General features: G+C 69.2%; 17 protein-coding genes and 1 pseudogene. 12 read left to right on the forward strand and 6 right to left on the reverse strand.

All coding sequences use genetic code 11. From position 1 onward, the window contains the following. Positions 1-36 precede the first annotated feature (36 nt). The 6 genes from C6V83_RS07390 to C6V83_RS07415 all read left to right on the forward strand — a co-directional run bounded on the left by C6V83_RS07390 (position 37) and on the right by C6V83_RS07415 (position 5,992). Positions 37-516, forward strand: a complete 480-nt coding sequence (locus C6V83_RS07390) for a general stress protein (protein ID WP_105941858.1) — start codon at positions 37-39, stop codon at positions 514-516. Positions 517-720: 204 nt separating this feature from the next. After that, positions 721-2,193, forward strand: a complete 1,473-nt coding sequence (locus C6V83_RS07395) for an extracellular solute-binding protein (protein ID WP_105941859.1) — start codon at positions 721-723, stop codon at positions 2,191-2,193. After that, on the forward strand, positions 2,190-3,380 hold the full coding sequence (locus C6V83_RS07400; RefSeq protein WP_105941860.1) for a carbohydrate ABC transporter permease: 1,191 nt from the start codon (positions 2,190-2,192) through the stop codon (positions 3,378-3,380). Before C6V83_RS07395 ends, C6V83_RS07400 begins: the two co-directional genes overlap by 4 nt. A 6-nt stretch (positions 3,381-3,386) precedes the next feature. Beyond that, positions 3,387-4,217 (forward strand): carbohydrate ABC transporter permease, encoded by an 831-nt coding sequence (locus tag C6V83_RS07405; RefSeq protein ID WP_105941861.1) that lies wholly within the window; start codon positions 3,387-3,389, stop codon positions 4,215-4,217. Positions 4,218-4,220: 3 nt separating this feature from the next. Further along, positions 4,221-5,390, forward strand: coding sequence for an ABC transporter ATP-binding protein (locus tag C6V83_RS07410; protein WP_105941862.1), 1,170 nt, complete (start codon positions 4,221-4,223; stop codon positions 5,388-5,390). 23 nt (positions 5,391-5,413) lie between these two features. Continuing rightward, the gene (locus C6V83_RS07415) at positions 5,414-5,992 is read left to right on the forward strand and encodes a suppressor of fused domain protein (protein WP_105941863.1); all 579 of its coding nucleotides are present in this window, start codon (positions 5,414-5,416) and stop codon (positions 5,990-5,992) included. A 343-nt stretch (positions 5,993-6,335) separates the two neighbouring features. Here C6V83_RS07415 and C6V83_RS07420 read toward each other — a convergent pair whose 3' ends face one another. Next, positions 6,336-7,403, reverse strand: coding sequence for a magnesium and cobalt transport protein CorA (locus C6V83_RS07420; RefSeq protein WP_105941864.1), 1,068 nt, complete (start codon positions 7,401-7,403; stop codon positions 6,336-6,338). 61 nt (positions 7,404-7,464) lie between these two features. Between C6V83_RS07420 and C6V83_RS07425 the strand changes: the two genes are divergently transcribed. The 4 genes and pseudogenes from C6V83_RS07425 (at position 7,465) to C6V83_RS07435 (ending at position 10,087) form a co-directional block, all read left to right on the forward strand. Beyond that, a complete protein-coding gene (locus C6V83_RS07425) occupies positions 7,465-8,094 on the forward strand; it encodes a MarC family protein (protein WP_105941865.1) in 630 nt (209 codons plus the stop codon). Beyond that, a complete protein-coding gene (locus C6V83_RS07430) occupies positions 8,091-8,960 on the forward strand; it encodes a glycine betaine ABC transporter substrate-binding protein (RefSeq protein ID WP_105941866.1) in 870 nt (289 codons plus the stop codon). Before C6V83_RS07425 ends, C6V83_RS07430 begins: the two co-directional genes overlap by 4 nt. 25 nt (positions 8,961-8,985) lie before the next feature. Next, positions 8,986-9,303 (forward strand): annotated as a pseudogene (locus C6V83_RS19070) (MFS transporter); the annotation flags it as partial. Between the two features lie 52 nt (positions 9,304-9,355). Further along, positions 9,356-10,087: an MFS transporter gene (locus tag C6V83_RS07435; protein ID WP_199832601.1), complete on the forward strand. Its 732-nt coding sequence runs from the start codon at positions 9,356-9,358 to the stop codon at positions 10,085-10,087. A 32-nt stretch (positions 10,088-10,119) separates the two neighbouring features. On the opposite strand, the gene C6V83_RS07440 is transcribed toward C6V83_RS07435, so the two are convergent. Continuing rightward, on the reverse strand, positions 10,120-10,950 hold the full coding sequence (locus C6V83_RS07440; RefSeq protein ID WP_105941867.1) for an SDR family NAD(P)-dependent oxidoreductase: 831 nt from the start codon (positions 10,948-10,950) through the stop codon (positions 10,120-10,122). 28 nt (positions 10,951-10,978) lie between these two features. Continuing rightward, the gene (locus C6V83_RS07445; RefSeq protein WP_105941868.1) at positions 10,979-12,505 is read right to left on the reverse strand and encodes a flavin-containing monooxygenase; all 1,527 of its coding nucleotides are present in this window, start codon (positions 12,503-12,505) and stop codon (positions 10,979-10,981) included. 77 nt (positions 12,506-12,582) lie between these two features. On the opposite strand from C6V83_RS07445, the gene C6V83_RS07450 reads away from it, so the two are divergent. Continuing rightward, the gene (locus C6V83_RS07450) at positions 12,583-13,227 is read left to right on the forward strand and encodes a TetR/AcrR family transcriptional regulator (protein WP_234353914.1); all 645 of its coding nucleotides are present in this window, start codon (positions 12,583-12,585) and stop codon (positions 13,225-13,227) included. 96 nt (positions 13,228-13,323) lie between these two features. Here the strand turns inward: C6V83_RS07450 and C6V83_RS07455 are convergent, their stop codons facing one another. The 3 genes from C6V83_RS07455 to C6V83_RS07465 form a co-directional block, all read right to left on the reverse strand. After that, positions 13,324-17,130, reverse strand: a complete 3,807-nt coding sequence (locus tag C6V83_RS07455; protein ID WP_105941869.1) for a multifunctional oxoglutarate decarboxylase/oxoglutarate dehydrogenase thiamine pyrophosphate-binding subunit/dihydrolipoyllysine-residue succinyltransferase subunit — start codon at positions 17,128-17,130, stop codon at positions 13,324-13,326. A gap of 166 nt (positions 17,131-17,296) precedes the next feature. Continuing rightward, on the reverse strand, positions 17,297-21,205 hold the full coding sequence (locus C6V83_RS07460) for an ABC transporter ATP-binding protein (RefSeq protein WP_234353915.1): 3,909 nt from the start codon (positions 21,203-21,205) through the stop codon (positions 17,297-17,299). Beyond that, on the reverse strand, positions 21,202-22,056 hold the full coding sequence (locus C6V83_RS07465; RefSeq protein WP_407646256.1) for a hypothetical protein: 855 nt from the start codon (positions 22,054-22,056) through the stop codon (positions 21,202-21,204). The genes C6V83_RS07460 and C6V83_RS07465 overlap by 4 nt, the downstream gene beginning before the upstream one ends. A 206-nt stretch (positions 22,057-22,262) precedes the next feature. Between C6V83_RS07465 and C6V83_RS07470 the strand changes: the two genes are divergently transcribed. Beyond that, positions 22,263-23,744 (forward strand): DHA2 family efflux MFS transporter permease subunit, encoded by a 1,482-nt coding sequence (locus C6V83_RS07470; protein ID WP_105941871.1) that lies wholly within the window; start codon positions 22,263-22,265, stop codon positions 23,742-23,744. Positions 23,745-23,767 lie beyond the last annotated feature (23 nt).

A 23,767-nucleotide genomic window follows, 5' to 3' on the forward strand; every position in this document is an offset into this window, starting at 1 on the left:
GGTCAAAACGAGAGAACCCGTCCCACAGGGGGAGACATGACTCAGCCGATCCGCCCGACTCCGGGCCTGCCGACCAAACCCACCGGGTGGCCGGTCGGCTCGTACGAGACCTACGAACAGGCGCAGAAGGCCGTCGATCACCTGTCCGACAACCAGTTCCACGTCGAGAAGCTGACCATCGTGGGTGTGGACCTGATGCAGGTCGAGCGCGTCGTCGGCCGACTGACGTGGGGCAAGGTGCTCGGTGGCGGGATCGCGTCGGGTGCGTGGTTCGGTCTGTTCGTGGGCCTGATCATCAGCATCTTCGTCGGCGGCGACTTCTGGGCGCCGATCGTCTTCTGCGTGGTGGCCGGTGTGGTCTTCGGGATCATCAGCGCGGCGATTCCGTACGCGGCGACGCGCGGCCAGCGTGACTTCGCCTCGACGATGCAGTTGGTCGCCGGCCGGTACGACGTCCTCTGCGATCCCGGAAGCGCCGAACAGGCCCGCGACATGCTGGCCAAGCTGTCGCTGTAACACCTTCTCGCGCAATGACTCTCGCGCAGCACCCGGCTTCGGTCGGGTGCTGTCCGCGTTCCTGACCAGCGGTGACACTCCGCGTAGCGCAAATGTGCGCTGTGTCACCGGGACAGTAGGTTAACGTTAGCCCCGCATGAGATTCACAGGCTGCGTTAAGGCGCGCCGGTGGTGACCACCATGGTTCAGGAGGCGTTTGGCGCGATGGGCTCAGAGGAATTCTCCGGACGACGTCGACGGCGGCGTCTGCGAACCCGGCTCGCGGCCGCGGCAGCGACCACCGTGGTGCTTGCGCCCGCGCTGGTGGCGTGCAGCGCCGGATACACGCAGGGCGTCATCAACATCTATGCGCCCGCGGACGGTGCGGGCGAGATCACCGCCCGCGCGGCGATCTGCTCCAAGGAGTCGGGCGGCGAGTACGAGGCCAAGGTCACGGTCCTGCCGAAGGACGCCGACGGTCAGCGCCTCCAGCTGGCCCGACGGCTCGCCGGCAACGACAAGGGCCTGGACGTGATGGCCATGGACGTGGTGTGGACCGCCGAGTTCGCCAACGCGGGCTGGATCGTGCCGGTGCCGGAGGCGCTCGCCGCGCAGGTGCAGGACACCAACCTCGCCGGCCCGGTCGAGACCGCCATGTGGAAGCGTCCGGACGACGACGCGCCCCGCCTGTACGCGCTGCCGATCTGGACCAATACCCAGCTGCTGTGGTTCCGGCCGGACGCGCTGAAGCAGTACCTGGGTGCTCGGGCGACCGCACCCAAGACCTGGGACCAGATGGTGGCCGACTCCGAGGAGATCTTCCGCCAGAACCCGGGCGGCCCGACCAAGATCATGGTGCAGGGCAGCCAGTACGAGGGCCTGATGGTCTGGTTCAACTCGGTGCTGCAGAGCGCCGGCGGGAACATCCTCGATCCCGACGATCCGTCCAAGCAGACCCTCAACGACACTCCCGAGCATCGCGAGGCGACGCTGACCGCACTGCGCATTCTGAAGCAGGTCGCCACTTACCCGGGCGCGGATCCGTCGATCACCAACTCGAACGAGGGCACCGCCCGCGACGGGATGGAGAAGGGTGAGGCGTCGTTCCAGGTCAACTGGCCGTTCGTGTTCCAGTCGGCGCGCCAGAACGGCGCCACCGGCGACGTGCCCTTCCTCAAGGACATCCTCGCGCCGTACAGCGACAAGATCCTGGACGAGGAGAACCCGCCGACGGCGGAGGAACTGGTGCCGATCAACCGGGTCGTGCGCACCGTCTTCGATTTCGCCCCGTATCCGGCCGTGTCCGAGGACAAGCCCGCCAAGTCGACGCTGGGTGGCCTGAACATCGCCGTCGCGTCCACGTCGCAGCAGCCGGAGCTCGCTTCGAAGGTGGCCACGTGCCTGACGAGCAAGGATGCCCAGCGCGTGTACGCCCTGGAGGGTGCACTGCCGCCGACGGTCGAATCACTGTACGACGAGGCCGACTTCAAGGTCGCGTACCCGATGGGCGACGACATCCGGCTCCAGCTGACCGAGGAGCACGTGGCACCGCGCCCGGCGACCCCGCAGTACCAGGCGGTGTCCACCCTGGTCACGGCCACGCTGAGTCCGGTGGGCCAGTGGGACCCGGAGACCAAGGTCGACGAACTGGCTGAACAAGTGCAGAAGGCCATCGACGGGGAGGGGATCATCCCATGACCACCGGTGATGACGAACATCGCCCGGGCGAACCGGTCCCGCCCGTCCACTCGGACGTGTGGGTGCCGCCGGAGAAGCTGGGCAGGCCGGGCCCGACCCCGGCCGCGGGTGCCCCCGGAGTGCCGCCGGTGCCCCCGGTTCCCGAACGCGGACCCGTCTCCGAAGGCGCCGGCGGACCGGTGCTCGAACCGCAGCAGCGTCGTCCGGCGCCGCCGGTGAGCGCCGCCGCGACGGGCGCGGCGACCGACCTGCTCGATCCGGCCCCGGCCGCGCCGGCGAAGACCGGCAAGCCCACGGGGAAGGCGACCGAGCGGCGGGCGGGGGAACGTCGTCTGGCGTACCTGCTGGTGGCTCCCGCGGCGCTCGTCATGTTGCTGGTCACCGGTTACCCGATCATCTACGCCTTCTGGCTGTCGCTGAACCGGGCCACGTTGACCGCACCGGACGAGAGCGAGTTCGTCTGGTTCTCCAACTACGCGACCGTGCTCACCGACGGCTACTGGTGGAACGCACTGTGGGTCACGGTGTTCATCACCGTGGTGTCGGTGGCCATCGAGCTGGTGCTCGGCATGGCGATCGCTCTGGTGATGCACCGGACGATCTTCGGCAAGGGCACTATCCGCACGGTGGTGCTGATCCCGTACGGCATCGTGACCGTCGCCGCGGCGTTCTCCTGGTACTACGCGTGGACGCCGGGCACGGGCTATCTGGCGAATCTCTTCCTGCCCGACGGCTACGACCCGCTCACCCATCACTGGTCGTCGATGTTCATCATCATCTTGGCCGAGGTCTGGAAGACGACGCCGTTCATGGCGCTGCTGCTGCTCGCCGGCCTGGCCCTGGTGCCCGACGACCTGCTGAAGGCCGCTCAGGTCGACGGAGCCGGTCCGTGGACGCGCCTGTTCAAGATCACGCTGCCGATGATGAAGGCGGCGATCCTGGTGGCGCTGCTGTTCCGCACGCTCGACGCCTTCCGGATCTTCGACAACATCTACATCCTGACCAAGGGCAACCACGACACCGGTTCGGTCTCCATGCTCGGCTACAACAACCTGTTCAAGGCGTTCAACCTGGGCATCGGTTCGGCCATCAGCATCCTGATCTTCCTGTGCGTGGCGATCATCGCGTTCATCTTCATCAAGCTGTTCGGCGCCGCCGCGCCCGGCTCCGACAACGAGGGGAGGTAGCCGGACATGAGCAGCACGGTCAATCGCCGCGTCGGGTGGTCCGTCGTCAACCTGCTGGTGGTGCTGTACGCGATCATCCCGCTGTGGTGGATCATCAGCCTCTCGTTCAAGCCGCCCGGCAGCGTCACCGACGGGAACTTCATTCCCCGGCAGTGGACGCTGGACAACTACAAGTCCATCTTCGAGACCAGCATGTTCACCTCCGCGCTGATCAACTCGATCGGCGTCGGGCTGCTCACCACGCTGGTCGCGGTGGTGCTGGGCACCATGGCCGCGTACGCGGTGGCCCGGTTGGAGTTCCGCGGAAAGAAGCTGCTCGTCGGCGTCGCGCTGCTGATCGCGATGTTCCCGCAGATCTCACTGGTCACGCCGCTGTTCAACATCGAGCGCCGGCTGGGCATCTTCGACACCTGGGTCGGCCTGATCATCCCCTACACCGCCTTCGCACTTCCACTGGCGATCTACACCCTCTCGGCGTTCTTCCGGGAGATCCCGTGGGATCTGGAGAAGGCCGCCATGATGGACGGCGCGACGCAGGCGCAGGCATTCCGCCGGGTGATCGTGCCGCTGGCCGCGCCGGGAGTGGTGACCGCCGCGATCCTGGTGTTCATCTTCGCCTGGAACGATCTGCTCCTGGCGCTCTCGCTGACTTCGACCGAACGCGCCGTCACGGCCCCGGTCGCGATCAGCCAGTTCACCGGTGCCAGTCAGTTCGAGGAACCCACCGGGTCGATCGCCGCGGCCGCCGTGGTGATCACCATTCCGATCATCATCTTCGTGCTCTTCTTCCAACGTCGTATCGTGGCCGGTTTGACCTCCGGCGCGGTGAAGGGATAACCCATGGCCGACATCGTTCTGGACAACGTCTCCAAGCAGTACCCGGACGGCTCGACGGCGGTGCAGGGGGTGAACCTGCACATCGCCGACGGTGAGTTCGTCATCCTGGTGGGCCCGTCGGGCTGCGGCAAGTCGACGACGCTGAACATGATCGCCGGACTGGAGGACATCTCCGGCGGCACCCTGTCCATCGGAGGGCAGGTGATGAACGACGTCGCACCGAAGGACCGCGACATCGCGATGGTGTTCCAGAGCTATGCGCTCTATCCGCACATGACCGTGCGCGAGAACATCGCCTTCCCGCTGACGTTGCAGAAGTTGCCGAAGGCGGAGATCGCCGAGAAGGTGGCGCAGGCCTCCCGGATCCTGGATCTCGACGAGTACCTCGACCGCAAGCCGGCCAATCTCTCGGGCGGTCAGCGGCAGCGCGTGGCCATGGGACGAGCGATCGTCCGACATCCCAGGGCCTTCCTGATGGACGAGCCGCTCTCGAACCTCGATGCGAAGCTGCGCGTGCAGATGCGCACCGAGATCGCCGAGTTGCAGAATCGACTGGGCGTCACCACCGTGTACGTCACGCACGACCAGACCGAGGCGATGACGCTCGGTGACCGCGTCGTGGTGATGCGCGGCGGCGTGGTGCAGCAGGTCGGCGCTCCGCAGGAGCTGTACGACCGTCCGGTGAACTTGTTCGTGGCCGGCTTCATCGGCTCGCCGGCGATGAACTTCATCCCGGGCCGCTTGACCCAGCAGGGCATCGACTCGGCCGTCGGCCACATCGATCTGCCCGACTACGCGCAGATCGTGGCCAACGCGCAGCGCGCCGGCTGCAAGGGCGAGGTGCTGGTGGGCGTGCGGCCCGAGCACCTCGCGGATGCCACGCAGATGGAGCCGGACCGGCTGTCGATCATGACGACCTTCGAGGCCACGGTCGACATCGTCGAGTCGATGGGCTCGGACAAGTACTACTACTTCACCCTGGACGCTCCGGGACAGGCCGCGGATCTGCTCAATCAGCTCGCCGAAGATCTGGGCGCCACGACCTCCGGCGGCCAGAAGGTGGCGCGGCTGCTCCCGTATACGCAGGTACCGCGCGGTGGCACCCTGCAGCTGGCGATGGAGCCACGGCTGCTGCACGTCTTCGACACCGAGACGGGGCAGTCGCTGCGCTGACCGCGGTAGGCGATACTCGACGGGTGAGCTCAGTTCCCGACATCGTCACCGCGCACCTGATCGAGGCGATCGGCACCCCGCCGCAGAAGGCGAGCGTGACTTTCCTCGGCGTCGAACCCATCGACGTGCTGAGGTTCGCGGACGGCGGAGACGTGGTGTTCGCGACGGTCGGCTGTGCGCGGCATCCGATGCACGATCCGTCGGATCCGGCCCCCGACCCGGTGCGCGGGCCGCGCGCGGAACTGGTGGTGCGCCTGACACCCGCCGTGGCGTTGGCGGGCCTGCACAAGTCGTTGGCGACGGTCGCGGCGGCGCCCGCGGTGGAGGGGCTGATCCTGGGCGAGGATTCGCTGATCGATCTGCAGGAGCCGCTGTGGGGCGGCGCCGTCTGCTCAGCACTGCTGCTCTCGGCGGACTCCGGTGTCGAAGACCTGCCGCTGGATCCGCCGAGCGACCCGGTGCGCTTTCTGCGTGCCGTCCCGATCACGGCCAACGAGGCCGCGTGGGTGCGCCTCAAGGGCGCCGCGGCCCTGCGCGAGGCCTGGGCCGAGGCCGCGGTGGACGTCACCGACCCCACGCGCGGCGGAGTGACCCCGACCTAGTGCCCCGTGTCACCACCCGCGGCGCGGGCAAGGCTTCGACACGAGCTCCTTCGTCGCTCGGCTCACCCATCGGGTTCGGCGACGTCGCCCCGGGTGTGAGCGGGGCTATCCGCGGATCCGCACGCTGAGCGCGCCGATCCGCGGACAGCGACGATGCTCGGGAGCGAGTCACGATTCGGGCGATGTGCCGTGAGTACTCGGTCCGCATGGGAGTCGGGACGGTGACGACCTCGCTGAGCCCTCCGCAAGATCTGGATGTTGTGGTCGATCTCGGGGCGAGCAGAGGACTGCCGAAGCGAGGTCGTCACCGTCGCGGACCCCACGAAGCGAACCGAGCAAACGGCTACAACCACTTATGCCGGTGCAACGTCCGCCACAGCAGAAAACACACCGACCCCATGATCAGCAGGATCACCGGGTAGGAGAAGTCCCAGTCGAGCTCGGGCATGAACTCGAAGTTCATGCCGTAGATGCCGGCGATCATGGTGGGCACCGCGGCGAGGGCGGCCCACGACGAGATCTTGCGCATGTCGGTGCTCTGCTGGATGTTCACTTTTGTGGCCGCGGCCTGCAGCAGCGAGCTGAGCCGCTCGTCGTACTCGTTCACCATGTCGATCACGGTGCTCAGGTGGTCGGCGACGTCGCGGAAGTGGCGGCGGATCTCCTCTTCGCGGTGTCCGCCGATCAGGTCGGAGTGATGTTCGATGTGCCGGGCGAGCGGTGCGTGCTGGTGCCCGGACAGCCAGGCGAGCGGCCCGGAGAGCGGAACCACGGCGCGCCGGAGTTCCAGCACCTCGCGTTTGAACAGGTACACGACATCGATGTCGAGGTCTGCGGTCGAGACGGCGAAGACGCGTTCTTCGAGGTCGTCGACGTCGGACTGCATCGCCTCGACCACCTCGACGTAGGTGTCCACCACGTGGTCGGCGATGTTGTGCACCACCGCCGCCGGCCCGTACGCGAGTGCGGTGGGGCGTGCTTCGAGTGCGGCGCGCACGCCCGCGAGCGCGGTGTGATCGCCGTGCCGGACGGTGATCACGAAGTCCTTGCTCGAGATCACCATGATCTCGCCGCCGTCGACGACGTCGTTGGCCCGGTCCAGGCTGTCGTTGTCGACGTAGTGCATGGAGCGCAGGACCAGGAAGACGACGCCGTCGTACAGTTCGAGTTTGGGGCGCTGGTGGGCGTGCACCAGGTCTTCGACCACCAGGTGGTGGAGGCCGAAGACCTCGGCGACCGCGGTCATCTGGTCTTCGGTGGGCGCGAGGAGGCCGAGCCAGACGAAGCCTTCGCCGGTGTCGCGGACGTGACGGTAGGCCGCGGTGTAGTCGTCGTGTCCGGGCTGCCGGATGCCGTCGACGTAGACGGCGCAGTCGACGACGGCGGAGGATCCGGGGGACGGTGAGCGCACGCCGCGATCGTATCGGCTCGACGGGGCCGGGTGCGTGGTCTCAGACACTAGACTCGCCACCGTGCCCTTCGACCTCGCCGTCTATACGACGACGGCCATCACGCTGATCGTGATCATGGATCCGCCCGGTCAGATCCCGATCTTCCTTTCGCTGGTCGGGCGGCGCTCGCCGGAGTACCGGAGGCGTGCGGCCTGGCAGGCGCCGCTGGTGTCACTGTTCGTGATCGCCGTGTTCGCCGTGGCCGGGCGGGCGATCCTGGGCTACCTGCACGTGTCCATCCCGGCTTTGCAAGGCGCCGGCGGACTGCTCCTCCTCTTGGTGGCGCTGCAGCTCTTGACCGGGACCGGGGCGTCCACGGCCCCGGAGTCCGACGACGAGGTGAACGTGGCTCTGGTGCCGTTGGGGACTCCGCTGCTGGCCGGGCCGGGGGCGATCGCCGCGGTGATCGTCGCGGTCGGGGAGGCCCACGGGGAGGCCGGCGCCTATGTGGCGATCGGGGCGGGCATCGTGACCGCGCATCTCGTGGTCTTCCTGGCCCTCCTGTTCGCCGAGCCGGTGATCAAGGTGCTCAAGATCAGCGGCATCACGCTGTTGGCCAAGATCGCCGGCCTGCTGCTGGCGGCGATCGCGGTGCAGTTGATGGCGACCTCGGTGATGGGCTTCGTGACCGACTACGGTGGTCTCCGATGAGTCATCCTCTGCGCCTGCTGATCTCGTGCGTGATCGTCGTGACCACGGTCCTCGGCCTCACGGCCTGTGGCGATGACGCGCCGCCGCCGCTGCTGATCGGTTCGTCCGACGATCCCGCCATGCGGGCCGCGGCCGCGGTCTATGCGGCCGGACTCACTCGGGCGGGGACCCCGGCGACCACTGCGGGTGCGCCCGTCGGATCAGACGCGAAACTGATGGAATCGATCACCACCGGCGAGGTGGACTTGTTCCCGGCGTTCACCGGAGATCTGCTTACCCAGCTGTCGGCGCACCCGTCCGCGATGGCCGGGGAGGAGCTGCTGGCGGAGGTGGCGCGGGCGCTGCCGCAGGGCGTCGCGGTCGGGGACCCGACGGGGGTGAGCAACCGCCCGCAGCTGGTCGTCTCGTCGGAGTTGCGGGAGCGGTACGGCGTCGCCACGCTGCAGGACTGCGCAGCGTTCCCGCCGGGGTTGCCGCTGGTCGTCGTCGACCACGACCTTCCGGAGCAGACGCTGTCGGCTTTCGAGGTGTGCCGGCCGGGACCGGTGGAGCGAGTCGACGACGTGCAGGCGGTGTTGAACCGGGTGCTCACGGGACAGGCGCTCGGAGTGCTGCCCGCGCTGGAGACCGCGGGGGCGGCCGAGGTGCACGGCATCTCGGCGCTCAAGTCCGACGGCGCACCTCGTGCGCAGGACTTGGTTCCGGTCTACCGCAGTGCTGCCCTGGGGAAGTCGGCACTCCGGGCGCTCGGGCGGATCGCCGGGGAGCTGAGCACCGCCGATCTGGCCGCAATGGCCGACCGGGTGGCGAACGGCGAGGACCCCGGCGCGGTGGCTGCCGGATGGTTCGGAGACGGACACTCCTGAGCGAACTAGTGACACGGTGGTCCGAATGCCGCGTACCGAGCGTGATGCGTGTCACAGTGTGATCCATGTCAGCTCCGAGCTTCGCGCCGGCCGGGCAGACATCTCCATCAACGGCACCTATTGGGGCGGCGCGGCGCTCGGCGCGGTCGCCAACATGTTCCTGCTGAACACCGCCGACTTCCCGGTGGACTGGGGCTGGCGCATCGGGTTCTTCATCGGCCCGGTGATCGGCATCCTCGTCATCTTCGTCCGGCGCACACTCCCGGAGAGCCCGCGCTGGCAGATGACGCACGGCCGGCTGGACGAGGCCGAAGCGATGGTCGACCAGCTCGAAGACACCGTCACCGAGCACATGCGGGAACAGAAGGTGGATCCGACGTGGACCCTGCCCCGCGGTGAGCGCGGACACCGAGGTCGCCGTCAGGAACGTTCCGCAGGCCACGGCCCGGCAGATCCTGCACATTCTGTTCCGCCAGTACCCGCGCCGAACGCTCGTCGGCGCGACGATGATGATCACGCAGTCGTTCCTGTACAACGCGATCTTCTTCACCTACGCGCTGGTCTTGCAGAACTTCTACGGCACCACCCCGGCGTCGACGCAGTACTACTTCTTCCCGTTCGCGATCGGCAATCTGCTCGGGCCGCTGCTCTTGGGCAGGCTGTTCGACACGTGGGGGCGGCGGCAGATGATCCTGCTGACGTACGGTCTGGGGGGCGTCACGCTCGCGGTGTCGGCGGGGCTGTTCCACGCGGGCGTGCTGAACGCGCTGACCCAGACGATCCTGTGGTGTATCGCCTTCTTCTTCGCCTCGGCGGGGGCCTCGAGCGCATATCTGACGGTCTCGGAGGTGTTCCCGCTGGAGATCCGGAGCCAGGTGATCAGCTACTTCTTCTCCGTCGCCCAGGTGTTCGGCGCCCTGGGGCCGGTGATCTTCGGCGCGATGATCGGTGCGGGGACGTCCCGGGGTCCGCTGGCGGTGGGCTACTACTTCGGCGCCGGCATGATGATCGCCGGCGGGCTCATCGCGTTCGTCTGGGGCATCGACGCGGCCGGCAAGTCGCTCGAGAACATCACCACGCCTCTCGGGGTGGAGAGAAAGCAGACCGCGGCGCCCGCACCCGATTGACTACCGGATGCGCGCGCCGCGGACGCACTGGGTCACCCGATGCGGGAGAGCGCGAGTTTGGTCACCTTGGCGGTGATCCCCTGATACCAGGAGCCCACCAGGCGCACACCGAGGTCGATCACCTTGGCGTCCGCGCCGACCAGCACCCGGCCGTTCTCCTTCTCGACGGCGCGCAGAATGATCTGCGCCGCCTTCGCTGCGGAGGTGCGGGCGAGGTACTTGTCGAAGAACTCGGCCGATGCCTTCTGGTCGTGGCTGCCCGACGTGGTCGCGTTCCGGGCGACGGCGGTCTTGATGCCGCCGGGGTGTACGCAGGTGACCTTGACCTCGGGGTGGTCGAGGAGCATCTCCTGGCGCAGGGCTTCGGTGAAGCCGCGGACGGCGAACTTGGCCGAGTTGTAGGCGCTCTGGCCGGGCTCGGCGAGCAGGCCGAACAGCGACGAGATGTTGACGATGGCGCCGTCGCCGGAGGCGATGATGTGCGGCAGGAACGCCTTGGTGCCGTTCACGACGCCCCAGTAGTCGACGTCCATGATGCGTTCGATGTCTTTGAACTCCATCGTCTCGACCTCGCCGTGGTGGGCGATGCCGGCGTTGTTGACGACGGCGTTCACCCGGCCGAAGTGTTCGGCGACGGTGTCGGCGTAGGTCAGCACGGCCTCTCGCTCGGCGACGTTGAGCAGCTGGCTGTGCACCTGCGCACCCGACTCCTTCACCAGGCGTTCGGTCGTGGCCAGGCCGTCCGGATCGACGTCGGAGATGGCGACCTTGGCGCCGCGCTTGGCGGCGGCGAGGGCGAGTTCGCGGCCGATTCCCGAGCCGGCGCCGGTGATCACGACGACCTTGTCGCGGAAGTCTTTCATATGAGTGTCCTTTGTTCTGTATGGAGGTTCAGACGGTGGCCGGAGCGGGCTCGGCGGCGGCCGGGGTGTCGGTGGGGGCGGACGTCGCGACGTCGTACGCGGCGATGTCGAAGCGCCGGGTGGCGTTGCGGAAGTCGAAGGTGAACCCGGGCCACAGCGTGGTGATGTTGCCGTTGGCGTCCTTGTACCAGGACGAGCAGCCGCCGTTGACCCACACGCTGCGGCGCAGCTTGCGCTGGATGCCGGCGTTGTAGCGTTGCTGCGCGTCGAGGGTGACGTCGGTGCGCGTGATGCCGGCCGCCGCGGTCTTCTTCAGGTAGTCGACCAGGTAGTTCAGCTGAGACTCGATCATGTAGACCATCGAGGTGTGGCCGAGGCCGGTGGACGGTCCGATCAGCAGCATCAGGTTCGGAAAGCCGTGGACGAAGGCGCCCTTGTAGCCCTGCATGCCGATCTCGTCCCATACCTGGGCCAGACTGCGGCCGTCGGCGCCGATGATCGCGTCGAACACGGGGGAGTCGGTCACGTGGAATCCGGTGGCGACCACGATCACGTCCACCGGATGTTCGGCGCCGTCGGCGGTGACGATTGTGTCGGCGGTGATGCGCTCGATGCCGGTGGTGACGAGGTCGACGTTCGGCCGATCCAGAGCGGGGTACCAGTCGTTGGACTTGAGGATCCGCTTGCAGCCCACCGCGAAGGTCGGCGTCACCTGCTTGCGCAGTTCCGGGTCGCGGATGCCTCGGAAGATGTTGGCGCGGCAGAGCGCCTCCACCGGCTTGAGGGCCTTGGGCGCGTAGGTCATGCCCGCGGCGACGGTCTCGTTGGCGGTGTAGATGGCGCCCCGGACCAGGTTCTGCAGGCCGGGGACGTTCTTGAAGGCCCAGTTCTCGGCGGGCAGGTAGGGTCGCTCGGTACGCGGGACGATCCACGGCGCGGTGCGCTGGTACACCTCCAGGTGACCGGCGATCTTCGCCAGTTCGGGAACGAGCTGAATGGCCGAGGCGCCGGTGCCGATCACCGCCACGCGCTTGCCGGCGAAGTCGTAGTCGGCGTCCCAGCGCGCGGAGTGCACCACCCTTCCGGCGAACGAGTCGATGCCCTCGATATCGGGCAGGTTGGGCTCACACAGCGGGCCGATCGCGCCGACGAGGTGGCGAGCGGTGACCCGGCCGGCTTCGCCGTCGCGTTCGAAGTCGACTGTCCAGCGTCCGGCGGCCTCGTCCCAGGCGGCACGGGTCACTTCGGTGCCGAACCAGGTCTTGGCGCCGATGCCGTGCTCGGCGGCGACGTCGTTGATGTACCGGTGGATCTCCTCCTGGTGAGAGTAGGAGCGGCTCCAGCCCGGGTTCAGTGCGAACGAGTACGAGTACAGGTGCGACGGGACGTCGCATGCCGCACCGGGGTAGGTGTTGTCGCGCCAGGTGCCGCCGAAGTCGGTGCCGCGGTCGAGGACCAGGAAGTCGTCGAAGCCGTGCTGTTGGGCTTTGATCGCGGCGCCGAGCCCGGAGAAGCCGGCCCCGATGATGGCGATCTCTACATCGCGTGTTGTCATGGTGCTCACAGTAGAGACTTACTGACAGAGCGTCAATAGTTGTTGAGAAGCTGCCAATAGTCGCTTACGGTGGTCGCATGACGACGTACGACGACGAGGCGCCCGCCGCGCACAGCCTTTCGGCGAAGGGCCGTCGCCGTCGCATGAGCCCCGCGGAGCGGCGGCGCCAGCTGCTCGATCTCGGGCTCGCCCTCAGCAGGGAGCTGCGGCCGGAGGACGTCACCATGGACGCGGTCGCGGAGGCGGCCGGGGTATCCCGGGGCCTGATGTTCCATTACTTCGAGTCCAAGCAGGACTTTCAGTTGGCGATTCTGCGGGAGCAGGGTGATGAGATGCTCGCGTTGACCCGTCCGCCCGCGGGTCTTGACGATCCCGCCGAGATCGCGGCGGCCGCGCTCGCCGCCTACGTCGAGTACGTGGAGGTGAACCCGACCGCGTACGCCTCGGTGCTGCGCGGGGCGCTCAGCGCCGATCCGAAGATGCGGGCGGTGACCGAGGAGACCCGGGCCGCGGTGGCTCGCCGGGTGCTCGCCTTCGCCCCGGCGATGGGCATCGAAGTGACGCCCACGGTCGAAGCGGCGGTGCTGGGATGGATCGCGTTCGTCGAGGACGTCATGACCCGGTGGATCGCCGACCCGGTGATGAGCCGTGATCAGGTGCTCGCCCTGATCACGTCGTCGCTGCTGGCGCTCGCCGGCGCCGCCGCCTCCGTCGACGCGTAGGGCCCGCACACGGATCGAGCGGAGCCGAGGGATCTCGACTCCGCTCGATCAGCGAGGACTGCTCGATCAGCGAGGGACTGCTCGATCAGCGAGGTGTCAGCTGAAGGCCTCGTCGATGATCTCGGCCTGCTCCACCGCGTGCACCTTCGACGAGCCCGACGACGGCGCCGACATCGGTCGGCGCGAGATCCGCCGCAGGCCCGAGAGCAGATCGGGAAGCAGGTCCGGCAGCCACAGTCCCAGGAACGGCCACGGACCCTGGTTGGCCGGCTCCTCCTGAACCCACACGAAGTCCTTCGCGTTCGGGTACTGCGACAGGGTACGGGCCAGCCGGCGGTGCGGCACCGGGTGCAGCTGCTCGATCCGGACGATCGCGATGTCGCTGCGATCGTCCTTCTTGGCGCGAGCAGCCAGTTCCCAGTAGAGCTTGCCGGACACCAGCAGGACGCGCTCGACACCGGCGCGGTCGAGCTGGCTGCCCTCGCCCTTGAAGTTGCCCGCGAAGCGGGGATCGTCGCGCACCGACAGGAACTTGCCCTCGGTGAACTCATCGAGAGGCGAGACCGCGGCCTTGTTGCGGAGCATCGACTTCGGCGTGAAGACGATCAGCGGGCGGCTGATGCCGTCGTGCACGTGGCGGCGCAGCAGATGGAAGTAGCTGGCCGGGGTGGAGGGGAGCGCCACGGTCATCGACCCCTCGGCGCACAGCTGCAGGAAGCGCTCGATGCGGCCCGACGTGTGGTCCGGGCCCTGGCCCTCGTGACCGTGCGGCAGCAGCAGCACGACGTCGCTGCGCTGGCCCCACTTGGCCTCTCCCGAGCTGATGAACTCGTCGATGATCGACTGGGCCCCGTTGACGAAGTCTCCGAACTGAGCCTCCCAGAGGACCAACGCCTCGGGATTCCCGATCGCGTAGCCGTACTCGAAGCCGAGGACGGCGAACTCGCTCAGCGGGGAGTCGTAGACCAGGAAGCGGCCCGGGCCCTCGGTGGCGATGGTGTTGAGCGGGGTGTACTCCGAACCGTTCTCGCGGTCGATCAGCACCGAATGGCGCTGGGTGAAGGTGCCGCGCCGCGAGTCCTGGCCGGACAGGCGGACCGTGATGCCCTCCTCGACGAGGGTGCCGAAGGCGAGCAGCTCGGCGAAGGCCCAGTCCACGTCGCCGCCCTGCGACATCTCCAGCCGGCGTTCGAGCACCGGCTTCACCCGCGGATGCGGCGTGAAGCCCTCCGGGACGTTGGCGAAGGCCTCGCCGATCTTGGCCAGCGCGGCCTGCGGCACGGCGGTCTTCAGGTTCACCTGGAGTTCCTGGTCGGCCAGGATCGACGGCGACGGCTCTGGCCGGAACCGATCGAGCTCCTTGACCTCGACGAAGACCCGCTCCAACTGCCCCTGGTAGTCGCGCAGGGCGTCCTCGGCCTCCTTGGTGGAGATGTCGCCACGACCGATCAGCGATTCGGTGTAGCTCTTGCGGACGCTGCGGAGGCTGTCGATCACGTCGTACATGGCCGGCTGGGTCATCGACGGATCGTCGCCCTCGTTGTGTCCGCGACGGCGGTAGCAGACCAGGTCGATCACCACGTCGCGGTTGAACGCCTCGCGGTAGTCGACGGCCAGCTGAGCCGCCCACACGCAGGCCTCGGGGTCGTCGCCGTTGACGTGCAGGATCGGCGCTCCGATCATCTTGGCGACGTCGGTGCAGTACTGCGTGGACCGTGAGTACTCGGGGGCGGTGGTGAAGCCGACCTGGTTGTTGACCACGATGTGCACGGTGCCGCCGGTGCGGTAGCCCTCGAGCATCGACAGGTTGAGGGTCTCGGGCACCACGCCCTGCCCGGCGAACGCGGCGTCGCCGTGCAGCATCAGCGGGAGGATGTCGAACTGCTGCTCTACGGGCAGCATGTCCTGCTTGGCGCGGACGATGCCTTCCAGCACCGGGTCGACGGCCTCCAGGTGGCTGGGGTTGGCGGTCAGCGAGACGTTGATCTCGTTGTCGCCGAACATCTGGTAGTAGACGCCCTCGGCGCCGAGGTGGTACTTCACGTCGCCGGAGCCGTGCGCCTGCGCGTTGCCCAGATTGCCCTCGAACTCGGTGAAGATCTTGGAGTAGGGCTTGCCGACGATGTTGGCCAGCACGTTGAGGCGGCCGCGGTGCGGCATGCCGATGATGACCTCTTGCAGGCTGTGCTCGGCGCTGCGGTCGATCACCGCGTCCATCATCGGGATCACCGACTCGGCGCCCTCCAGCGAGAAGCGCTTCTGGCCGACGTACTTGGTCTGCAAGAAGGTCTCGAAGGCCTCGGCGGCGTTGAGCTTGGACAGGATGTACTTCTGCTCGGCGACCGGCGGCTTGACGTGCTTCACCTCGACCCGCTCCTGCAGCCAGCGCTGCTGTTCGGGGTCGAGGATGTGGGTGTACTCCACGCCGACGTGGCGGCAGTACGCATCGCGCAGGATCGAGAGCACGTCGCGCAGCTTCATCCGCTGCTGGCCGTGGAAGCCGCCGACGTTGAACGTGCGGTCCAGGTCCCACAGGGTGAGGCCGTAGGTCAGGACGTCGAGGTCGGGATGGGCGGCGCGGGCATCGCTCTCCATCATCAGCGGATCGGTGTCGGCCATCAGGTGGCCGCGGCTGCGGTACGCGGCGATCAACTCGAGGACGCGGGTGTTCTTGTCCACCGCGCCGGCCGGGATGTCGCGGCGCCAGCGGATCGGCTCGTACGGGATGTGGAGCGCGGTGAAGATCTCGTCCCAGAACGCGTCGTCGAGGATCAGGTGGTGGATGCGGCGCAGGAAGTCGCCGGACTCGGCGCCCTGGATGATGCGGTGGTCGTAGGTGGAGGTGAGGGTCATCACCTTGCCGACGCCGGCGTCGGCGAGCTGCTCGTCGCTGGAGCCCTGGAACTCGGCCGGGTACTCCATCGCGCCGGCGCCGATGATGGCGCCCTGGCCCGGCATCAGGCGGGGCACCGAGTGCACGGTGCCGATGGTGCCCGGGTTGGTCAGCGAGATGGTGACGCCGGAGAAGTCCTCGGCGGTCAGCTTGCCCTCGCGGGCGCGACGGACGATGTCCTCGTAGGCGGCCCAGAACTCGCCGAAGCCCATCGTCTCGCAGCCCTTGATGGCGGCGACCACCAGCGTGCGGGTGCCGCCCTTGCCCGGGAGGTCGATGGCGAGGCCGAGATTGGTGTGGGCGGGGGTGACGACGTTCGGCTTGCCGTCGATCTCGCTGAAGTGCCGGTTCAGGTTCGGGAAGTCCTTGAGGGCCTGCACGATCGCGTAGCCCAGGATGTGGGTGAAGCTGACCTTGCCGCCTCGGGTGCGCGCCAGCTGGTTGTTGATGACGATGCGGTTGTCGATCATCAGCTTGACCGGGATGGCCCGGACGCTGGTGGCGGTGGGCACCTCGAGCGAGGCGTTCATGTTCTTGACGATGGCGGCCGCGGGACCGCGGATCACCTTGGCCTCGTCCGCGACGGGATCGGCGGTCCGCTTGTTCGCGGCGGCGGTGCGGCTGACGCCGGAGGCGGCCTTGGAACCGGCGGACTGAGCGGGCGGCGCCTTGCGCGCCGCGGACTGCGGACCGCGCTCGGGCTCGGCGTCCAGGGTGAGGCCGGGCTTGGACGGCGTGGAGGCGGCGGCTTGCGCGGGCGCCTGGGCGGGGGCCGCAGTCCGTGGGGCCGGGGTCGGCTGGGCCGCTGCCTCCGGCGCGGGTGCGGCGGAGGCGGGCTCGGCCGGTGCGGCGGGAGTCGAGGAGGCGCCGCTGCCGTTGGGCTTGTAGGACTTGAGGAGTTCGTGCCAACTGGGATCGACCGATCCCGGGTCGGTCTGGAATCGTTGGTACATCTCCTCGACCAACCACTCGTTCTGCCCGTAGTCGGTCTCGGATGTCGAACTGCTCACAGCGTCGTCTCGCCTCTTAAGTGCTCGGGTGTGTTGTTCATCGCACGGCCGGCGCGCAGTCGGGAAGAACACGTGCCCGGCCAACCGTCGATGTTACGCGCCGCGCGCCGCTCTCGCCTGGTCTTGTCGACCGAACCCGGGGTGACCGACGAGTAAGTGGCGGGAATCACGGCGCGACGCCGGAACGGGTCGTCGATTCGGCGGACTCGGCACCGGTTGACTCGGCGTCGTCGGACTGGGCGTCGTCGGACTGGGCGTCGTCGGGTTCGGTGCCCGCCGCCCACAGCGCCGCGTACGCGCCACCGGCGGCGAGGAGGTCGTCGTGGGTGCCGAGCTCGACGATCTCGCCGCCGGAGACCACCGCGACCCGGTCGGCACGGGCGGCGGTGGCGAGCCGATGGGCGACGATGACGCTGGTGCGTCTGCTCCGCAGGGCCGTCGCCGCGGCGAGGACCTGTGCCTCGGTGGCCTGGTCGAGGTGGGCGGTGGCCTCGTCGAGCAGGATCAGGTCCGGTTCGACGAGTTCGGCCCGCGCCAGCGCGATCAGTTGGCGCTGTCCCGAGGAGAGGCTGCGCCCGCGTTCGGTCACCGGTGTGCGCATCCCGGTGGGCAGTCCGGCGATCATCGCCGAGGCGCCGACTCGTCGCGCGGCCTCGGCGATCTGCTCACGGGTCGCATCCGGCCGGCCGTAGGCGATGTTGTCGGCCACGGTCCCGGCGAACAGGTGCGCCTCCTGGGGGACGACGCCGAGCCGGGCGCGGTAGCGGTGCAGATCGAGGTCGCGCAGATCGTCGCCGTCGAACGTGATGCGGCCGTGCGTGGGGTCGTAGAACCGCGCGAGCAGTTTGACCACGGTCGACTTGCCGGCGCCGGTCGGCCCGACGAGCGCCAGCGAGGTGCCCGGCTCCAGGTGCAGGTCCACCTGGTGCAGCGCGTCGGTCTGTGCGCCGGCGTACCGGAACGAGACCCCGTCCAGACAGACCCGGGCGCCTCCCCGGTCGTCTCGCTGGTTGAGCGGAGTCGAAACCGCCTGTCGATCGGTCGGCGGGGTGTGATCGTCTCGCTGGTTGAGCGGAGTCGAAACCGCCTGTCGCTCGACCAGGGAGCTCGGGGTGCCCAGCAGATCGCCGATCCGGCGGAGGCCGACCGCGGCCTGCTGGTAGGCGTCGAACACTGTGGTGAGCTGCTGGACCGGGCCGAACAGCAAGGCCAGGTACAGCACAAAGGCCACCAGCGTGCCGGCCGAGAGGCCCCCTTGCGCGATCTGGTGTGCGCCGACGCCGATCGCGACGGCGGCGGCGACGTCCGCGCAGAAGGTGATGAACGGGAAGTACAGGGCGACGGCGCGTTGGCTGACCATGCGGGCGGCCACCCAGGCGTCCGACCGCCGGGCGAAGCGCTCGCGCGCGATCTCGGTGTGTCGGTAGGCGCGCGTGGGGGTCAGCGCGGCGATGTTCTCCTGGAAGTCCGCGTTGACCGCGGACACCAGTTCCCGCGCCCTGGTGTACGCGTCGCCGGCGACGCGCCGGAACCAGACGGTCGCGAGGGCGAGGATCGGGAACACCGGAACGATCGCCAGAGCGAGGCGCCAGTCGGTCGCCAGCAGGGCGGCGAGGACGCCGAACACGGTGAGCAGCGCGACCACCGCGTTGGTCAGCGAGGTCTGAATGAAGTTCGAGAGAGCGTCGACGTCGGTGGTCATCCGCGTCATGATCCGCCCGGACAGTTCGCGCTCGTAGTAGTCGAGGCCGAGTCTCTGCAGGTGGGCGTAGCTGCGCACGCGCAGGCCGTAGAGCACGCGCTCCCCGGCGCGGGCCGCGAACACGGTGTTCACCGCGCCGGCCGCCCAGCCCAGCACCACCAGGACCACGCCGGCCGCCGTGGCCGCCCACAGCACGTCGGCGTGCTGGGCGGCGGCCGCGTCGAGCACCACGCGTGCCAACGACGGGAAGGCGAGGCCGATCAGGGTGTCGAGCACCACGGTCGCCAGCACCACGATCAGGAGGCCGCGGACCGGCCGCAGGATCTGGCGGAGGGAGAACGAGGGATCCTCCCGTCGCGCGGCGTCGACGTCGACGCGCGGGTCCTCGTCGGCCGGCGGCAGCGCGGCGACGGCCGCTTCGAGTTCGGGGGTGGCCGGGACCGCGCCGAGCGCACTCGCGATCTGGCCGCCGCCCCCGCCGCCGGGGGCGCCCGGCCGGGACTTCGCGGCGCTCACCTGAGTGCGGGCGGGTTCGGGGACTGGCGCGTCGTCCGGCCAGAGCTGCGCCGCAGTCGGTTCGGGGGAACTCGCCCGGGAATGGTCGGCCGACGGTTCGGACGGCGCCAGCGGCGACATCAGTTCCCGGAAGCGCGCGCACCGGGCGTCGAGTTCGGCCACCGTGCCGACGTCGACGATCCGACCGCCGTCGAGCACCGCGACCCGATCGGCGACAGCCAGCGTGGATCGGCGATGCGCCAGCACCAGCATCGTGGTCGGACCGGCGCCCTCGTCCGTCCCGGTGCTGCGCAGCCGACCGAGGATGTCGGTCTCGGTGATCGCGTCCACGGCGGAGGTGGCGTCGTCGAGCACGAGGATGCGGGGCCGCGCGTGGAACGCGCGTGCCAGGGCGATCCGCTGCCGTTGTCCGCCGGAGAGGGTGAGGCCGCGTTCGCCGACGGGGCTGGCGAAGCCCTCGGGAAGCGCCTCGACGAACCCCGTGGCCGCGGCCCGGTCGGTGGCGACTCGGAGGGCGGGGTCGTCCGGCGGCGGGGGTGGGAGCGGGCCGAGGGCCACGTTGGCCGCGACGGTGTCCGAGTAGAGGAAGGGCTCGTCGAAGGCGACCGCCATCGCCGCGTGCAGCGCATCCGGGGCGAGGGCGCCGACGTCGTACGTCCGCCCGGCCTGATCGACGACGGCGACGGTGCCGGAATCGGCCGGATAGGTGCCGTCGAACAGGGACACCAGCGACGACTTGCCCGATCCGGGACCGCCGACCACCGCGACGCACTCGCCGGGGGCGACGGTCAGGCTGACGCCGCTCAGTACGGGGCGGCCGCCGTGGGCGAAGTGGACGTCGTCCAGGGCGAGGCCGAGCGGACCGTCGGGGAGCGTCTCGGTGTTGTCGAGCGCCGGGTCGCGCGGATGGTCGATGACGCCGAACACGCGGTCGGCGGAGGCGGCGGCGAGCTGGGAGGCCACGACCAGATTGGTCAGGATGCGGGCCAGGGCGGTCATGGTGGCGAGGTAGGTGGCGAAGGCCAGAAAGGTGCCGGCGGTGAGCTCGCCGCGCAGGGTCAGCCAGCCGCCGACGGCGATCACCAGCACCAGACCGAGTTGCGGCACGGCGCTCAGGGTGGGGGTGAAGCGCGCGGACAGGCGCGCGGCGCGCAGGCGCAGCCGATACAGGGTGCCGCCCAGAGCGGTGAGCTCGTCGGTGGCTCGTCGTTCCTGGCCGAAACCCTTGACCACGCGGACTCCGGTCACGGTCTCTTCGACGTGGCCGGCCAGTTCGGCCGCGGCCTGCTGCGCGGACCAGGTGGCGGCGAACAGACGGCGACGGCCGCGGTAGGCCACCAACGCGATCAGGGGCACCATCGTCAGTGTGACCAGGGTCAGCAGCGGCGAGAGCCACCACATGATGCCGATGGCCAGAACCGCCTGCACCGCACCGCCGAGGGCGAGCGGCGTCATCGCGAGGAGGCTCTGCACCACCTGGAGGTCGGAGATCGACCGGGACACCACCTGCCCGGTGCGGATGGAGTCCTGCGCCCGGCCGTCGACGTGCAGGAGCGTGTCGAGCATGGACCGCCGCAGGTCGTCCTGGACGACGATGGAGAGTCGTCCGGCGGTCAGCCGCCGCCCGAACTGGCACGCGTAGCGCACCAGCGCGGCCGCCAGGAGCAAGGCGATCAGCACGCCCAGGGCCGGGCCGCCGGTGACGGCGCCGGTCGCGTGGTCGATGGCCGCGCGGGCCAGCAGCGGGGCGGTCAGGTCCACCGCCACCGCCCCCAGCGTCACGGCGGCGGTGACGACGGCGAGCCTGCGGTGGCGCCAGCAGCGGCCCGCCAGCCGGGCGATCGGCCCAGGTGTCAAAGACGCTCGCCGTCGATCGACCGGAGGCCGCGGGATCCGGTGACGGACGCCGGCTCGACGACGGTGCCGTCGATGTCCCAGAAGCGGGGAGGCGGTCCGAAGGCCTGGCGCGCGTTGCGCAGCACCAGGGTGCCCAGTGCGCGGTTGCCCGCGCCGCCGACCGCCGCACCGATCCCGCCGGGGATCAGCTTGCCGGCCAGGATGGGCGCGCGACGGATCGCGAACTTCTTCACCATGCGCTTGGTCAGGACGTTGTTCAGGGCGGTCAGCCGCTTGGTCGAGAGGGCCGGGCCGGCCAGCCGCGTGAGGGCGTCGGTGCCGCGGACACCGGCGACCTTGCCCAGGGCGGTGATGCCCTCCTCGCCCATGGCCACCGAGAGGACCAGTGCTCGTCGTCGTTCCGACTCCTGCGGGGAGATCCCGTACACCTCGGCGGTCGCCAGCGCGAGCAGGGCGGAGGCCTCGATGAAGACGGCGGTGTCGGCGCTGAGCGCCGAGATCGCGGCGACGGTGCCGACACCGGGGATCGACGCGGTCGCGCCCACGGCGCCGCCGGACACGGTCACGGTGTTGAGGTAGCGCCGTTCGATGCGGCGCAGCAACTGCTCGGGGGAGTCGTTCGGGTACTTCTCGCGGAGCCGGGCGACGTACTTGGCGACGGCCGGCTCCTGCAGGCGATGGGCCTTCTCGACGATGCGCTTGACCAGCGAAACCGCGCGGGTGTCGTTCTCGTCCGGGTCGGCCGCCAGGGCAGCGACGGCGGTGTCTCCGACGGGAACGGGGGACTGCGCGCCGCGGTAGACGTCGAGCTGGGCGTGCGGATCGGCGGCTGACTTCTTCTTACGCAACATGGGTGATGCTCCGTTCTGGTCCGGGGCGCTGTCGGGTCCGCGGACAACATCGTTCCAACGCTCCGGCGGGGTCGGCTGTTCCCTCGCCGGGGGTGTCGTCCATCACCGTCGTTCCGGGGTGGTGGTCGGTCTCCAGGCTATGCCAGAGTGACCGATGCGCGCCGCGTCGTGAGGGACGACGGCCAGGAGAGACGAGGCTGCCCGGTATGACCGTTCCCACCCAGGCCGGTGCGCGTCCGCCGCAGTTCACGCCGGTCACCGATCGGCCGTGGGCGGGTCTGCTGGCGCTCTGCGTGGGCTTCTTCATGATCCTGGTGGACATGTCGATCGTGGCGGTCGCCCAGCCGCAGATCATGGAGGCGCTGGACGCCTCGGTGACCGGAATCGTCTGGGTGTCCAGCGCCTACCTGCTCACCTACGCGGTGCCGCTGCTGATCGCCGGGCGCCTCGGCGACAAGTTCGGGCCGAAGACGATCTATCAGGTGGGGCTGGTGGTGTTCACCGTCGCCAGCGTGTGGTGCGGGCTCTCGTCGTCGATCGGCGAGTTGATCGCGGCCCGCGCGCTGCAGGGCGTCGGCGCGGCGTTGATCACTCCGCAGACCATGGCGCTGGTGACCCGGATGTTCCCGCCGGAGCGGCGGGGTGCGGCGATGGGCGTGTGGGGCACGGTCGCCGGAGTGGCGACGCTGGTGGGGCCGCTGCTCGGCGGGATCCTCACCGACGCGTTCGGCTGGGAGTGGATCTTCTTCGTCAATCTGCCGGTGGGGCTGGTGGGCCTGGTGCTGGCGCAGGCGCTGGTGCCGACCGTCGCGACGCACGACCACCGCTTCGACTGGATCGGGGTGGCGCTGTCCGCGGTGGGACTCACGGCGCTGGTGTTCGGGATCCTGGAAGGCGAGACCTTCGAATGGGCGGCCTGGGTGTGGTGCCTGATCGCGGCCGGTGTCGCGGTGATGGGTCTGTTCGTCCTGTGGGAGGCGCGGATGCGCGGCGAACCGCTGGTGCCGCTGAGCGTGTTCCGGGACCGAAACTTCACACTCTCCAATGTGGGGATCGCCTCGATGGGCTTCGCCGTCTCCGGCACCATGATTCCGCTCATGTTCTTCCTGCAGTTCGTCGGCGGGATGTCGCCGACGCGTTCGGCGCTGATGCTGGTGCCGATGGCCGTCCTCACCGGCGTGCTCGCGCCGATCGTGGGGCGGGTGCTCGACAGGGTGCACCCGCGCAACGTGGTCTCGGCCGGCCTGTTCGGCTACGCCGTCGCACTCGGCGCCGCCGCGTGGCTGATGACACCGGAGACCCCGGTGTGGCTGCTGTTGCTGCCGACTTTCCTGATGGGCGTGTCCAGCGCGGGGATCTGGGCGCCGCTGGCGGCCACGGCGACCCGGAATCTGCCGTGGCACGTCGCCGGTGCGGGCGCGGGCGTCTACAACACCACGCGCGTGATCGGCTCGGTGATCGGCACCGCCGCGATCGGTGCGCTGATGATGACCCGCCTGGCCGTCGAGCTCCCCGGCGTCAGCATGGAACGGCATGAGGCACAGACTGTTTCGCAGCTGCCGGCGGGCCTGCGTGAGGGCTTTGCCGCGGCGATGGGGCAGTCGCTGTACCTGGGCACCGCGGTGCTCGTCGTCGGTGCGACGGCCACGCTGTTCCTGGTCCGCCCGGGGCACCAGACCCCGCGCTGATCGTCGTTGCCGTGTGCGTGCCG

The organism is Gordonia iterans, assembly GCF_002993285.1.
GTDB classification, from domain to species: Bacteria; Actinomycetota; Actinomycetes; order Mycobacteriales; family Mycobacteriaceae; genus Gordonia; species Gordonia iterans.

Coding starts and splice junctions, on each gene's coding strand:
- C6V83_RS07390 (WP_105941858.1), top strand. CDS start 37: ATGACTCAGCCGATCCGCCCGACTCCGGGCCTGCCGACCAAACCCACC.
- C6V83_RS07395 (WP_105941859.1), top strand. CDS start 721: ATGGGCTCAGAGGAATTCTCCGGACGACGTCGACGGCGGCGTCTGCGA.
- C6V83_RS07400 (WP_105941860.1), top strand. CDS start 2,190: ATGACCACCGGTGATGACGAACATCGCCCGGGCGAACCGGTCCCGCCC.
- C6V83_RS07405 (WP_105941861.1), top strand. CDS start 3,387: ATGAGCAGCACGGTCAATCGCCGCGTCGGGTGGTCCGTCGTCAACCTG.
- C6V83_RS07410 (WP_105941862.1), top strand. CDS start 4,221: ATGGCCGACATCGTTCTGGACAACGTCTCCAAGCAGTACCCGGACGGC.
- C6V83_RS07430 (WP_105941866.1), top strand. CDS start 8,091: ATGAGTCATCCTCTGCGCCTGCTGATCTCGTGCGTGATCGTCGTGACC.
- C6V83_RS07440 (WP_105941867.1), bottom strand. CDS start 10,950: ATGAAAGACTTCCGCGACAAGGTCGTCGTGATCACCGGCGCCGGCTCG.
- C6V83_RS07445 (WP_105941868.1), bottom strand. CDS start 12,505: ATGACAACACGCGATGTAGAGATCGCCATCATCGGGGCCGGCTTCTCC.
- C6V83_RS07450 (WP_234353914.1), top strand. CDS start 12,583: ATGACGACGTACGACGACGAGGCGCCCGCCGCGCACAGCCTTTCGGCG.
- C6V83_RS07465 (WP_407646256.1), bottom strand. CDS start 22,056: ATGTTGCGTAAGAAGAAGTCAGCCGCCGATCCGCACGCCCAGCTCGAC.
- C6V83_RS07470 (WP_105941871.1), top strand. CDS start 22,263: ATGACCGTTCCCACCCAGGCCGGTGCGCGTCCGCCGCAGTTCACGCCG.